The sequence below is a fragment of the Cupriavidus sp. 21MJTG02-4 genome, from assembly GCF_057798975.1.
The window spans coordinates 104,921-119,050 of record NZ_JBYOJP010000013.1; the positions used below are offsets into that span (position 1 = coordinate 104,921).

Annotated in this window: 12 protein-coding genes; 5 read left to right on the forward strand and 7 right to left on the reverse strand. The window is 66.2% G+C overall.

The features are described from left to right. Nucleotides 1-17: 17 nt before the first annotated feature. Together kce and AC3FKH_RS23780 are read right to left on the reverse strand one after the other, a co-directional pair. Entirely contained in the window at nucleotides 18-953 is a 936-nt protein-coding gene (gene kce / locus AC3FKH_RS23775; protein WP_488678243.1) for a 3,5-dioxohexanoate:acetyl-CoA acetone transferase, read from the reverse strand. 45 nt (nucleotides 954-998) lie between these two features. Continuing rightward, complete coding sequence (locus AC3FKH_RS23780; RefSeq protein ID WP_488678244.1) at nucleotides 999-1,991, reverse strand: Bug family tripartite tricarboxylate transporter substrate binding protein; 993 nt, start codon at nucleotides 1,989-1,991, stop codon at nucleotides 999-1,001. A 396-nt stretch (nucleotides 1,992-2,387) separates the two neighbouring features. On the opposite strand from AC3FKH_RS23780, the gene AC3FKH_RS23785 reads away from it, so the two are divergent. From AC3FKH_RS23785 to AC3FKH_RS23800, 4 genes are all read left to right on the forward strand, one after another. Then, a complete protein-coding gene (locus AC3FKH_RS23785) occupies nucleotides 2,388-3,446 on the forward strand; it encodes a beta-keto acid cleavage family enzyme (RefSeq protein WP_488678245.1) in 1,059 nt (352 codons plus the stop codon). 273 nt (nucleotides 3,447-3,719) lie between these two features. Beyond that, nucleotides 3,720-4,721, forward strand: coding sequence for an AraC family transcriptional regulator (locus tag AC3FKH_RS23790; RefSeq protein WP_488678246.1), 1,002 nt, complete (start codon nucleotides 3,720-3,722; stop codon nucleotides 4,719-4,721). Nucleotides 4,722-4,993: 272 nt separating this feature from the next. Next, entirely contained in the window at nucleotides 4,994-5,854 is an 861-nt protein-coding gene (locus AC3FKH_RS23795) for a zinc-binding dehydrogenase (protein ID WP_488678348.1), read from the forward strand. Between the two features lie 14 nt (nucleotides 5,855-5,868). Next, nucleotides 5,869-6,711, forward strand: coding sequence for a TauD/TfdA dioxygenase family protein (locus tag AC3FKH_RS23800; protein WP_488678247.1), 843 nt, complete (start codon nucleotides 5,869-5,871; stop codon nucleotides 6,709-6,711). Nucleotides 6,712-6,795: 84 nt separating this feature from the next. Here the strand turns inward: AC3FKH_RS23800 and AC3FKH_RS23805 are convergent, their stop codons facing one another. Next, on the reverse strand, nucleotides 6,796-9,081 hold the full coding sequence (locus AC3FKH_RS23805) for a nitric-oxide reductase large subunit (protein WP_488678248.1): 2,286 nt from the start codon (nucleotides 9,079-9,081) through the stop codon (nucleotides 6,796-6,798). Between the two features lie 38 nt (nucleotides 9,082-9,119). Next, nucleotides 9,120-9,797 (reverse strand): iron-sulfur cluster repair protein YtfE, encoded by a 678-nt coding sequence (ytfE, locus tag AC3FKH_RS23810; protein WP_488678249.1) that lies wholly within the window; start codon nucleotides 9,795-9,797, stop codon nucleotides 9,120-9,122. A gap of 143 nt (nucleotides 9,798-9,940) precedes the next feature. On the opposite strand from ytfE, the gene norR reads away from it, so the two are divergent. Beyond that, on the forward strand, nucleotides 9,941-11,506 hold the full coding sequence (gene norR, locus AC3FKH_RS23815) for a nitric oxide reductase transcriptional regulator NorR (protein ID WP_488678250.1): 1,566 nt from the start codon (nucleotides 9,941-9,943) through the stop codon (nucleotides 11,504-11,506). Between the two features lie 38 nt (nucleotides 11,507-11,544). On the opposite strand, the gene ubiT is transcribed toward norR, so the two are convergent. The 3 genes from ubiT to ubiU are packed head-to-tail and all read right to left on the reverse strand — an operon-like array spanning nucleotide 11,545 to nucleotide 13,978. Next, on the reverse strand, nucleotides 11,545-12,009 hold the full coding sequence (gene ubiT, locus AC3FKH_RS23820) for a ubiquinone anaerobic biosynthesis accessory factor UbiT (RefSeq protein WP_483733554.1): 465 nt from the start codon (nucleotides 12,007-12,009) through the stop codon (nucleotides 11,545-11,547). After that, nucleotides 12,006-12,920, reverse strand: coding sequence for a U32 family peptidase (locus tag AC3FKH_RS23825; RefSeq protein WP_488678251.1), 915 nt, complete (start codon nucleotides 12,918-12,920; stop codon nucleotides 12,006-12,008). The genes ubiT and AC3FKH_RS23825 overlap by 4 nt, the downstream gene beginning before the upstream one ends. Before the next feature lie 29 nt (nucleotides 12,921-12,949). Further along, entirely contained in the window at nucleotides 12,950-13,978 is a 1,029-nt protein-coding gene (gene ubiU, locus AC3FKH_RS23830; protein ID WP_488678252.1) for a ubiquinone anaerobic biosynthesis protein UbiU, read from the reverse strand. Nucleotides 13,979-14,130 lie beyond the last annotated feature (152 nt).

Here is a 14,130-nt window from a genome sequence, read left to right on the forward strand (position 1 = left end):
GCGACGGGTCGGCTGCGTCAGAACGCGACGGCATGCTTGCCCTTCAGCTGCAGCATGTCCCGTGTTTCGTCCGGGGTGGCAACTTCCAGGTTCAGCGACTTCAGGATCGACACGATGCGATGCACCTGCCCGGCGTTGCTCTTCGCGAGTTGCCCCGGGCCGTCCCACAGCGAGTCTTCCAGCCCGACGCGAACGTTGCCACCCATCGACGCACCCATGGTGGCCAGCGGGAACTGGCTGCGGCCCGCGCCCAGCACCGACCAGTAGTAGTCCTTGCCGAACAGCCGCTCCGCCGTCCTGCGCATGTGCATCACGTCTTCGGGATGCGAGCCGATGCCGCCCAACAGGCCAAACACCGACTGGATGAAGAACGGCGCCTTGAGGATGCCCCGGTCCACGAAATGCGCCGCCGTGTAGAGATGGCTGGTGTCATAGCATTCGATCTCGAAGCGCGTGCCATTGTCCGCGCACGATTCAAGGATGTAGCGGATCTCCTTGAAGGTATTGCGGAACACGCGGTCCTCGGAGCCCTCCAGGTAGGGGCGCTCCCAGTCATGCTTGAATTCCTTGTGCCGCTCGAGCATCGGGTAGAGGCCGAAGTTCATCGAGCCCATGTTCAGCGACGCCACTTCCGGCTTGAGCTGCAAGGCAGGCTGCAGGCGCTCTTCCACCAGCATGTTCGGCGCACCGCCCGTGGTCAGGTTGATCACGACATCCGAGCGTTCGGCGATGACCGGCAGGAACTCGCGGAACAGCGCCGGGTCCTGCGACGGCTGGCCGTTGTCGGGCTTGCGGGCGTGCAGGTGGACGATCGAAGCACCGGCTTCGGCCGCCGCGATGGCTTCACCGGCGATCTCGGCCGGCGTGATCGGCAGATAAGGCGACATGGTTGGCGTGTGGATGCCGCCGGTCACGGCGCACGTCACGATGACCTTGCTTTGGGGGGCTGCCATGGAATATGTCTCCGTTCGGTTTCTTGCAGACGCGGAAATGCGCCATCAATCCGGGGTGAAGTTGATCGAGCGCAGCAGCTTGCCCTGGCGTTCGTACGATTCACGCGCATCCCGGGAAAGCTCTTCGCTGGTCGCCGCCGAACCGATCTCCATGCCGAGGTCTTCGATCTTCTTCTGGACATCGCGCGATTGCATGACCTTGAGCGTCGCTTCGCGCATCCTGGCTACCACACCGGGCGGTACGCCCGGCGCGGACCAGAGGCCCATCCAGCTCACTTCCTTCAGATCCGGGAAGCCGAGCTCGGCAAACGTGGGCACGTCTGGCAGTGCCGGGATCCGCTTCGGGTAGGCAATGGCGAATGCCTTCAGTTGCCCCGACTTGATGAACGGCAGCGAAGTGGCCGGGCCGTCGAACATGAGCGGGACATGCCCCCCCATCACGTCCTGCAGCGCAGGGGGCGACCCCTTGTAGCTCACGGTGCCCGTGTTCAGGCCGGCCAGCCGGTTGAACTGCACGCCGATGGTCTGGCCGCGCATGCCGGCACCAAAGTTCGCGTAGTCGATCTTGCCCGGGTTCGCCTTGATGTAGGTAATCAGCTCCGCAAGGTTCTTCGCGGGCAGGCCGGGCTTGCCGACCAGCACAAGCCCCTGCCGGGTCAGCTGCGTCACGGGCACGAGGTCCTTGAACGGATCGAAAGTGACCTTCACGACGTGGGGCACTTCCGCGACGATACCCTTCTGGATCAGCAGGAACGTATAGCCGTCCCGCGGTGCCGACAGCATGCCATGCACGCCGATGGTTCCCGCCGCGCCGGCCTTGTTGTCAACGATCACCGGCTGTCCGAGCGGGCGCTGCAATTCGTGCGCAAACAAGCGCGCCAGGATATCGGCGGTTCCGCCCGGCGGCGCCCCCACGATGATCCGCACGGGCTTGGCTGGCCATTCGGCCGCATTCGCGGTTTGCGCCACCGGCGCCAGGGCAATCGAGGCAATCATCGGCGCCAGCGCCTGGCGTGCAAACTTCGGGAAGGACTTCATCGCGGTTCCTTAGGGGGTCTCTTGGTCCGGGTCCATGCCATCCCTGGATGCCTTGGCCCGGCTTTGATATGGCCGTCAGGAGCATTCTGTGGGCGTGGGCAGCCGGCCGCTTTGCATCGCGCGACAGAAATGTGCAGATCGTGACAGCAGGCGCTCCAACCGTGCCGATGCCACATGGGGCGACTCCAACGCCGCGCCGGTCCGGTTGCGCAGATCCGCGACACCTGCCTCAGACCTGTCCCAACTCGACAAACGGATGTCCCGGATAAACAAGCGTGCGCGGCGGGCGAGAAAGATACTCGTTGAACCGGATCCAAGCCGGAAACACGGAGACCAGAACACCCGCCCGACACGGCTGTCTCCTGAACCGAACACAGCATTCCCTGGAGACGCACCATGAACTTTCTCGACGGCCACCTGTTCCCTGAAAACCAGCAACCGCTGATCATCACCGCCGCGCCGTACGCGCCGGGCTGGCTGCCCTCGGATTTCCCCGAAGACATCCCCGTGACCATGGCGGAGCAGATCCAGAAGGCCGTGGATTGCTACAACGCCGGCGCCACGGTGCTGCACCTGCATGTGCGCGAGCTGGACGGCAAGGGCAGCAAGCGGCTGTCGATGTTCAATGAACTGATCGCCGGCGTGCGCAAGGCGGTGCCGGAGATGATCATCCAGGTGGGCGGCTCGATCTCGTTCGCGCCCGAGGACGAGGGCCAGGCCGCCAAGTGGCTGTCGGACGACACGCGCCACATGCTGGCCGATCTCGAACCCACGCCCGACCAGGTCACGGTGACGGTCAACACGTCGCAGATGAACGTGACCGACCACGCGGAAGACGCCGACTTCCGCGGCACCTCGCGCGAGAACCCGGCCATCTTCGAGGCCTACAAGGAAATGACCGTGCCCGCGCAACCGGGCTGGGTCGAGGAACATGTGCGCCGCCTGACGGCCAAGGGCATCCAGAGCGCGTTCCAGTGCTACAACACCAACAGCTTCGAGTCGGTGGAACGCCTGATGCGCCGCGGCTTCTACAAGGGCCCGCTGGTGATGAACTGGGTGGCCATCGGCGGCGGCATGGACACGCCGAACATCTACAGCCTGGGCAACTTCATGCGCGGCGTGCCCGACGGCGCGGTGGTGACGGTGGAGAGCAACGTGCGCAATGTGCTGCCGGTCAACATGATGGGCATCGCCATGGGCCTGCATGTGCGTTGCGGCATCGAGGATGGCATCTGGAACCAGAAGCGCACGGCGAAGCAGAGCACGGTGAAGCAGATCGAGCAGCTGGTGCGCATCTCGCACGAGTTCGGCCGCGAGATCGCGACGGCGAAGGAAGCGCGCGAGATCAGCAAGATCGGCGTGTTCTACGACACCGTGGAGGAATCGCTGCAGGCCAACGGCTTCGCGCCCAACCGCAACGGCGGCACGCAGGGCTTCCTGCGCAAGACGCAGTGACGGGACCGCGCTGACGCCACGGGCCGGTCACACAGGGGGCCCTGCGCTGATGTGCCAGCGCAGGGTTCCCGGCTGCATTCGTAGCCGGCGGGAGGCACACGTTTCCACCAGGCGTGTGCGGCGGCAAAGACTCGGCGGCTTCTCCCCGCTAGGTGTTTACGAGAGATCCTATGTAGGAATCTTGACACGGCACGGGTGGGTGCATACCTTCAGGGCCGGTGACATGGCGCCTGAGCGCGGCACCGGAAGTCCACGGATTCGCCCCCAATCCCTATGAGTACCCTGATTCGTAGCGCCCTTCTGGTCAAGTATTCCGAGATCGCCCGCACCATTGGCGTCGATCCGGAGCGCATGATCCACCACGTGGGGGCCGATCGCTCGTGTATCGCTTCCCCTGACCTCCATGTGCCGGAGCCCTGGCTGGCAAAGGTGCTGGATTCCACCGAACAATCGTCCAGCTGCGCCGCGGTGGGCCTGCTGATGGCCGAATCCTGGCGCCTGTCGGACTTCGGCCCGATCAGCCTGGTATTGCAGCACCAGCCGACGCTGCGTCATGCGCTGGGCCAGCTTGATACCTATCGCCACCTGCTGAGCGAATCCGTCTTCGTGCATGTCGAGGAATCTGGCGAGACCGCCATTGTCCGGCAGCAGCTGATCACGGAAAGGTCGGTTCCCGGGCGGCAGCCCGTCGAGCTTTCGGTGGGCGCCCTGCTCAGCCTGATGAAATCCATGCTCGGCGGCAGCTGGAAGCCGCGCAGCGTGCATTTCTCGCATGCCGCGCCGGCAAGCCTCCACGTCCATCACCGGCTGTTCGGGACACGCGTCGAGTTTGGCTGCGACTTTGACGGCATCGTCATGGACCGGCGCGACCTGGACCGGCCCAATCCGCTGGGCGACGTCAATCTCGCGCGCTACGCCCGCGAGTTCCTCGACCAGCATCCTCACGGCCGCCAGGTTTCCACGGCCTCCAATGTCCGGCGCGCGGTCCACATGCTCCTGCCACGCGGACAGGGCAGCATCGATCAGGTCGGCCAGCAGCTCGGCATGAGCGCGCGAACGCTGCAGCGCAGGCTCGAACAGGAAGGCCTGGAGTTTTCATCGCTGGTGAATGAAGTCCGACGCGGGCTGGCCACCCGCTACCTCGGGGATATCCGCTACCCCGTGTCCCAGGTGGCGTTGCTGGTCGGGTTCGCCGAGGTCAGCACGTTCTCGCGCTGGTTCAGCGCCCAGTTCGGCACGCCGCCGACGCGCTGGCGCGCTGAAATGAACCGTTAAGACCGGTCACTCCCCGAGCAGCGGCCTGTCGATACTTGTCGCGATCCCGCCCGGTGCCGGCAACTGGCGCAATCCGTCAAGTTGTGGCGCCGCCCGACAAGCACCGCCCCCTGTAAATGCCGAGAATCGCTGCCATCCAGTCATACGAAAGGAGGCAGCATGAAAGCGGCACAAGTCATTGCCGGCGTCGACGGCGGTCGCATCGAGGTGCGGGATATCGCCGTTCCCCGGCCGGGCCCGAAGACGTCCTGGTCCGGGTTCGTGCGTCGGGCCTGAACTACGGCGAACTCAAGTACATGCGGGAACATCGGGCCGGCGAGCCGATGACCGCCGGCGTCGAGTTCGCCGGTGAAGTCGTCAGCGTCGGGGAGAAGGTCAGGGACTGGCGCGAGGGCGATCGCGTCATGGGCCATGGCCGTGGCTGTCACGCGCAGTTCGTGATCGCCGCGCCGCTGGCGCTGATGCCGGTGCCCGATGATGTGTCGTGGGTCGAAGCGGCGGCCTTCCCCAACGTGTTCATTACCGCCCACGACGCTCTGGTGAGCAACGGTGAACTGAAGTCCGGCGAATCGGTGTTCATCAACGGTGCATCCGGCGGCGTGGGCATGGCGGCGATCATGATCGCGTCGGCCCTTGGTGCCCGGCCGGTGATTGCGTCGTCGCGATCGGCGCAGAAGCTCGAACGCCTGGCGAAATTCGGCGTGGACGTCGGCGTCAATGCGTCGTGCGATTCGCAGGTGGAGGCGATCATGGCGGCCACCGACAAGCGTGGCGTGGACGTCATCATCGACACCGTCGGCGGGACGGTCTTCGAGGACCATATCAAGAGCCTCGCGGTGAAGGGCCGCCTCGTCAATATCGCCCGGCTAGGCGGCGGCGCTACTGCACAGGTCGATATCAACCTGCTCTGGCTGAATCGCCTGAAGATCATCGGCGTCACGTTCCGCACGCGCACCGAGCAGGAGCGCATCGCGTGCATCCAGGCCTGCGCGCGCGACCTGTTGCCGTCGTTCCGCGGTGGCAAGCTGCGCCTGCCGATCGACAAGACCTTTCCCCTGGATGCGATCGGCGATGCCTACGCGTATATCGCGGACAGCCAGCACCTGGGCAAGATCGTGCTCACCGCCGACTGACAGCGAAGGTCACCATGAAAATCAATCAACTTACGTGCGCGATCGGCGCCGAACTGACTGGCGTGAGCCTGGCCGATGTCGCGCGCGACGATACGCTGTCCGCGGAAATCAAGGCGCTGCTGCTCAGGCACCGGGTGCTGTTCTTCCGCGACCAGGACATCACGCGCGAAGACCATGTGGCGTTTGCCCGGCGTTTCGGCGATCTGGAAGACCACCCCGTCAACAACACGGTGCCCGGCTATCCTGGCCTGATCGAGATCTACAAGAGCGAGAAGCGGGATCACTTCGAGAACACCTACCACAGCGATGCCTCGTGGCGCCCGAGCCCGCCCAAGGGGGCGGTGCTGCGCTGCCTTTCGTGTCCGGAGGTCGGTGGCGACACCATCTGGGTGAACATGGTGGAGGCTTACAAGAACCTGCCCGAAGAGATCAAGCAGAAGATTTCGCACCTGCGCGCGAAGCACGGCATCGAGCATTCGTTCGGCGCGATCATGTCGACCGAGGAACGCGAGGAACTGGTGCGCAAGCATCCGCTCGTCGATCATCCGGTGGTCAGGACGCATCCGGAGACGGGGGAGAAGATCCTGTATGTCACGCCGTTCTCGACCCACTTCATCAACTACCACACGCCGGAGAACGTGCGCTTCGGGCAGGACAAGACGCCGGGTGCCAGCCTGCTGCTGAACTACCTGCTCAGCCAGGCCGCGATTCCGGAGTACCAGGTGCGCTTCCGCTGGCGGCCCAACAGTGTTGCAATCTGGGACAACGCCGCCACGCAGCACTATGCCGTCAGCGATTACTGGCCGGCGCCGCGACGGATGGAGCGCGCTACGATCATGGGGGACAGGCCGTTTTGATTTTTTTTGGGGTATGACTCGCCGACAAAACAAACCGGGCCCGCACTTCGGCGGGCCCGGTAACTACATCAACCAATCAGCAACTCAACGCCGTGCAGGCTCCATCCCCACCGGTTGCGGATCCGCAGAGACCGTCCGGTTGGCCAGCCCAAGCACCACTTGCAGCGCGAACGACACGGCACCGACGATAAACACCACGTCACCAAAGGTCCGCACCCAGCGCAGCGTCTGCAGGATCGGTTGCTGCATGAACGCCTCGCTGCGCGAATACCAGGTTCCGTATTCCACGCTGGCCAGGAACTGGATGATGCCGATCGGCAGCAGGCTGGTGCTGATCATCAGCACGAGGCCAGCATTCAAACCCCAGAACGCGGTCTTCATCAGCGCCGGGCTCAGGCGATAGGCCGGACGCACGTAGCGCAGCACCAGCAGCGTGAAGCCGAGCGCAAGGAAGCCATAGACCCCGAACAGCGCGGCATGCGCATGCACCGGCGTGGTGTTCTGGCCCTGGATGTAATACAGGGAGATCGGCGGATTGATCATGAAGCCGAAGACGCCCGCGCCCAGCATGTTCCAGAACGCCACGGCGACGAAGCACATCAGCGGCCACTTGAGATCAGCCATCCACGGTGCGCGATCCTTCAGGCGCCAGTTGTCCCACGCTTCATGACCCAGCACGATCAGCGGCACCACTTCCAGCGCGCTGAACGCGGCACCGACCGCCATCACCGGCGTGGTGGTGCCCGCAAAGTACAGGTGGTGGAACGTGCCCGGAATACCACCAAGCATGAACAGCGATGCCGAGGCCAGGCTCGCGGCCGTCGCCATCGGGCGCGACACGAGGCCAAGCGTGCAGAACACAAAGGCGAGCGCCGTGGTGGCGAACACTTCGAAGAAGCCCTCCACCCACAGGTGGACCACCCACCAGCGCCAGTACTCCATCACGGTCAGGCTGGTCCGTTCGCCGTAGGCCAGGCCCGCACCGTAGAACAGGCCGATTGCGACGACCGACGAAGTCAGCAGTGCAAGCAGGTTCTTGTCGCCGCCGCGTGTACGCAGCGCCGGCCAGATACCGCGCATCATCAGCACGAGCCAGATCACGATGCCGGCGAACTTGCCGATCTGCCACAGGCGGCCCAGGTCCACATACTCATAGCCCTGGTGGCCCAGCCAGAAGTTCAGGTTCGGCGGCAGGATCTGCGCAATGGCCAGGTAGTTGCCCGTGAACGAGCCGACCACCACGATCACCAGCGCCCAGAACAGCACGTCCACGCCCAGGCGCTGGAACTTCGGGTCCTTGCCGCCATTGATGAGCGGCGCGAGGAACAGGCCAGCGGCCAGGAAGCCCGTGGCGATCCAGAACAGCGCGCTCTGGATGTGCCAGGTGCGCACCAGCGAGTACGGGAACCACTGCGAGACATCGATGCCGTAGAACTTCTGTCCTTCCACGGTGTAGTGCGCGGTAAAGCCGCCCAGGAACACCTGGAACACGAACAGCGCGACCACCAGGAACAGGTACTTGCCCAGCGCGCGCTGCGACGGCGTGAGCGCCACGGCCAGCAGCGGATCGCGCGTCGGCGCATGCGGCAGGTTCTCTTCCTTGCCACGCAGGAACGCCCAGGCCCACACCAGCAGACCGACGCCCGCGAGCAGCACCACCACGCTGACGACCGACCAGACCACGTTTTCGCTGGTCGGCTGGTTGCCGATCAGCGGCTCATGCGGCCAGTTGTTGGTGTAGGTGGCTTCGTGCCCCGGACGCGCGGTCGACGCGGCCCATGCCGTCCAGAAGAAGAAATGCGTGAGTTCCGCGCGGCGCTCGGCGCTCGGCAGCGTGTTCTCCTTCATCGCGAAGTGCTCGCGGCTCGTGTGCAGGTCGGGCGAGTCGGAGAACAGGCGGTCGTAGTAGTCCGCGGTCTGTGCGATGGCCTGCGCGCGGCGCGGCGAAACGGTCAGCACGGTCGTCTGCGGATCGGCGTTGTTGCCGCGGTATTCGGCGCGCAACTGTTCGCGCAGCGCGGCTTGCGCCGGGCCATCGAGCTTCGCGTACGGCCGGCTGTACTGCTGCTGCGCGGCCAGGTCCAGCCAGGCGGTCAGCTCGCGGTGCAGCCAGTCGGCGGTCCAGTCCGGCGCCTGGTAGGCACCGTGGCCCCAGATGGAGCCAAGCTGCATGCCGCCGACCGATTGCCACGCGGTCTGGCCGTCGAGGATGTCCTCGCCGGTGAACAGCGTGCGGCCATCACTGACCACCACTTTGGCCGGCATGGGCGGCGCTTGCCGATAAACCTCGACACCGTAGTAGCCGAGCAGGGAGAACGTGACCACCAGCACGGCGATCAGCAGGAACCAGAGTCTGCGATAGGGACCCATGATAAGGCTCGCTTTATTGGGGATATGTTGGCGTTGGCTCAGTCGTTGGCGGCTTGCGTGGCAACCGGCTCGAACAGGATGTTGTTTTCCAGGTGGATGTGTTCCATCAGGTCTTCGCGCAGCGTGCGCAGGCCCAGGTACAGCGCGCGCCAGGTATTGCACGCCGCGCGCGGCAGCGTGATGTCGTTGGTCAGCGCGGCCAGGCGCTGCAGCGCTTCGCCGTGGTCGTCATGCTCCATGCGCATCACCGAGATCGGCGCGGCGGCGGCGGCCTGCATGCCGCGCGCCAGGATCGGGAACAGCACCAGCTCTTCCTTCTGCATATGCCCTTCCAGTTCGTCGCGCATGACTACCAGGTGGTCGGCCAGGCCCAGCGGACAATCGGGCCGGTCGCCGTGCACGTGCTCCACGCGACGGGCCAGGCGGATCAGTTCCGGCAGCTGCTCGCGATGGCGCTCATGGAACCGCGTGAGGATGTGGGCGATCAGCGAGGCCGGCGGCACGGCGCCCCAGTCGGTCTGCACCGGCTCGCTGTCGCGCTGCAGGGTCTCCAGGCGCGTTTCGATGGTTTCGGCATCCAGGCCCTTGGCGGCCGCGGCATCGCGCAGCGTCTGCTTGCCCCCGCAGCAGAAGTCGAGGTCATAGTCGTGGAAGATGCCCGTGGCACCCGGAATACGGCGGGCCAGCTGGCCCAGAGGCTGGTCTTGCAAGCGCATGATGTGCTCCTTCTCGAATGGATCGCACATCACTATGCGAGTATCGTGCCAGCTTTTTATTTCATATAAATCATTGACTTACAAAAATGACGGTATAATTAACCCATTGTGAATCGAGGTTGTTTTTACCGTTTAAGGTTTTTATGACCCTGAATCGACGGGATATTTTTACCGAGTTGCTGGCGGATGTGCTCGCCGAACTGCCGCATGCCGTGCGCCTGCAGCGGATGGTCAGCGCATTGCGCGCGTACTTCGGCTGTGGCGCCGTGGCCTTGCTGCGGCTCGAAGAAGAACACCTGCGTCCGGTGGCCGTGGACGGGCTGGTGCGCGACGCGCTCGGACGCCGCTTTGCGGTCGGCCTGCATCCGCGCCTCGGCGCCATCCTGGCGCGGCGCGGCGTCACGTGTTTCCACCATGACAGCGTACTGCCCGACCCTTATGACGGCCTCATCGACGAGCACGTGGGCGAGCCCCTGCCGGTGCATGACTGCATGGGCATCAGGCTGGAACTCGATAGCCGCGCATGGGGCGTGCTCACGCTCGACGCGCTGCAGGTCGGTACCTTCGACGATGCCGCGCAGGCCGAGCTGGACGGGCTGACGCTGCTGGTCGAGACCGCCATCCGCACCACGCGGCTGGAGGCCGATATCCGCGCGCTGCAACTGTCGCGCGGCAAGACGCCCGACAACGAGCTGCCGGCCGACGAGAGCGAGATCGTCGGGCAAAGCGAGGCCATCACCGGGCTGCTGCACGAGCTGGACGTGGTGGCGGATTCAGAGTTGCCGGTGCTGCTGCTCGGCGAAACCGGCGTCGGCAAGGAGTTGTTCGCGCACCGGCTGCATCGCCTGTCGCGCCGAAGCGAACGTCCGCTGATCCACGTGAATTGCGCCGCGCTGCCGGAATCGCTCGCCGAAAGCGAGCTGTTCGGCCATGTCAAGGGTGCGTTCTCGGGCGCCACGGGCGAACGGCCCGGCCGGTTCGAAGCGGCCGATGGCGGCACGCTGTTCCTGGATGAAGTCGGCGAGCTGCCGCTGGCCATCCAGGCCAAGCTGCTGCGCACGCTGCAGAACGGCGAGATCCAGCGCCTGGGCTCCGACAAGCCGCGCCGCGTCGATGTGCGCGTGATCGCCGCCACCAACCGCAACCTGCGCGACCATGTGCGCGACGGCTCGTTCCGCGCGGACCTGTACCACCGGCTGTCGGTCTACCCGATCCCGATTCCGCCGCTGCGCGAGCGCGGCAACGACGTGCTGCTGCTGGCCGGGCGCTTCCTGGAACTGAACCGCGCGCGGCTAGGCATGCGCAGCCTGCGGCTGTCGCCGGCCGCGCAGGATGCGCTGCGCCGCTACCGCTGGCCCGGCAATGTGCGCGAACTGGAGCATGTGGTGAGCCGCGCGGCACTGCGCTCCGTGAGCCGCGGCGCCAACCGCAATGACATCGTGACGCTGGAGCCCGACCTGCTCGACCTGGACAGCCTGGCGGCCCCGCCGGATGCGTCCACACCGGTTGCGCATGGCACGGAAGCCGTACGCCCCCACGTGGCGCTGGCAGCCGGCGCCACGCTGCGCGACGCCGTCGAGCAGACCCAGCGCGACTGCATCGAACAGGCGCTGCACGCGCAGCAGGGCAACTGGGCCCAGGCCGCGCGCCAACTCGGCATCGACGCCAGCAATCTGCACAAGCTGGCGAAGCGGCTCGGGTGCAAATAGGCGGCTCGGCCATGACGGTGCGCAAGCCGCCTGCGCGCTCAGCGATGTCCCGTCTCCGGCGCCGCCACGCCCAGCCCCGCGGCGAGCCGCGACACCAGCGGTTCAAGCCATGGCGGCCGCGGTGCCGCGTCCAGCCAGTACTTCACTTCGAGCCCGAGCGCGGTATCGCCGCTGATCACCAGCTTGCGCTGGAAAAACAGCGTATCGGTATCGCACTGTCCCGCCAGCAGGCGCAGGTAGTCGGGCACGCGGGCGCGCAGCGTCAGTTCGGGCTCCCCGGCGCCGCGGCCGGCCGAGCGGAAGCGTCCCTGCTCGCAGCGGAACGGCACATCCAGGCCGAGATCCTCGACCGTCAGCAGGAAAGTGTGCCCGTTCAGCGCGGCGGGCGGCTCCAGCCATCCGGCGCGGCGCGCGAGCTCCAGCGCCGAGACCAGCGGCAATGCGCGGGCCCTGGCCGGCATGCGGCGATGCACGCGGGCAAGCAGGCTTTGCAGTACGCTCATCGCCGGTCCTCCCACGTGATGCCAGGACGTCCATGCCAATAGCCATTGCACGGTTGCGCGCCGGCCGGCATGACGCCGCTTGGCGCGGGCGCACGTTCGCCGGCGCGGATCGCCGCCAGCGCAGCCACCGCTTCCAGCGTCCCGCTCGAATGCGGGCTGACGCGCAGCATGTCGACACCCATATGCGCCATGGCCTGCGCCTGGCCGCAAAGGTCCAGGCACGTCGCCGACTGGGTCTGGATGCCATTGAGCGTGAAGAAGTCCTGGCCTTCGCCCGTGGCGGCAACCAGCCCGTCGGGGTAGTCGAGACAACGGAATTCGCAGGCGTCCTTGCGCAGCCGGTGATGGCGCGCGGTGAAGCAGCGCGCCGAGAAGGCCAGCGGCATGCGGCCCCAGGCCAGCACTTCGAGCGCCACGCCCGCGCAACGCCCCGCCGACAATGCGGCGAGCGTAGCGCCGTCCATCTCGACCGGCACCACGCAGCCCCGGGCGCCAAGGCTGGCAAGCCACGCGAGCGTGTCCGCATGATAGACGTTCAGGTGCGGGCCGCCGATAAACGGACGGCCGCCCATGCAGCGCACCGCGCCGGCATCGTTGGCCTCGACCAGGTAATCGTCCTGTTCGCAGACGCGGCGCATGCTGGCGATATCGGTGTCGGATTCGACCAGCACCGGCGTCGACAGCACCACCTCCTTGCCGGCTTCGCGCAGCATCTGCGCGATTTCCAGCCAGTGCGCATGGCGCAGCTCGTGGCGGCGCGTGCAGACGGTCTCGCCGAGGTAGACCCGATCGACGGCCGAATCGGCGACGTCGGCATAGAACTGCATCACCGTCGCGCGCGGCCAGTAGTACAGCAGCGGTCCCAGCGCAATGCCGAACCGGGCCGCGCCGGGTGTGGATGAATCCCGCATCAATGACTCCGTGGTTGGATTTGCCGCGCTCATCGCCACGGCCGGTCGTAGGCGCCCTGCGTCACCTGGTCGCCTTCGGCATGGCGGCCCAGCGTGCCCTGCCACTCCTGGCGCGGCGCAAAGCGCTTCGGCTCGGCACAGGCGGCGTCGATGGCGGCGCGCAGCACGCCGACGACATCGGCCACGTAGCGCGGACTGCGCTGGCGGCCTTCGATCTTGATCGCGGCGATGCCGATGTCGAGCAGCGCCGGCAGCAGTGACAGCGCATTGAGGCTGGTGGGCTCTTCCAGCACGTAGCCGCGCTCGCCCTCGACCTCGAATCGCCCTTTGCACAGCGTGGGATATCCGGCCGGCTCGCCGGGCGCGTAGCTGTCGATCAGGATGCCGGACAGGCGCGCGTGCATGGTGCCGTCCTGTTCGGTCCAGCGCACCGCGTGCGCGGGCGAGCAAACGCCCTTGTTGTTGGGAGAATCCCCGGTGGCATACGAGGACAGCAGGCAGCGGCCCTCGGCCATCACGCACAGGCTGCCGAAGCCGAACACCTCCAGCTCGACGCTGGTCTGCCGCGCCAGCTTGCCGATCTGTGCGAGCGACAGCACGCGCGGCAGCACCACACGCTTGATGTTGAAGCGCTCGCGCATCAGTTCGATGGCGTCGGCGTGGGTGGCCGAGCCCTGCACCGACAGGTGCAGCCGCAGTTGCGGGTGGCGCTGGCTCGCATAAGCCATCAGCCCGGCATCGGCCATGATGACCGCGTCGGCGCCCAGGTCCGCGGCCGCGTCGACAGCGCGGTGCCACCTGGCCACTTCGCCCATCTGCGGGAACGTGTTGATGGCGAACAGCACCTCGCGGTGGCGCGCATGGGCCTCCGCTACGCCGGTGCGGATATCGGCCTCGGTGAAATTGAGCCCGCCGAAATTGCGGGCATTGGTGGCATCGCGCAGGCCCAGGTAGACGGCATCGGCGCCGTGCTCCAGCGCCGCGCGTAACGCGGTCAGCGAGCCGGCAGGCGCGACCAGCTGCGGGACGCGCGCCCGCACGGAAGATGAGGTTGTCATGTCGGAAGCGCCGCTTGCGGCGCGGGAATTCGGCCAGCGCAGATGCTAGCGACGCACTTCGCGTGTGGACTTGACCACGCGCAAACCGCGCCGCAACGCCTTGCGGCATAGACCGGTCGGCCTACGCCATTGGTGCAGGAGCGGCCGCCGAT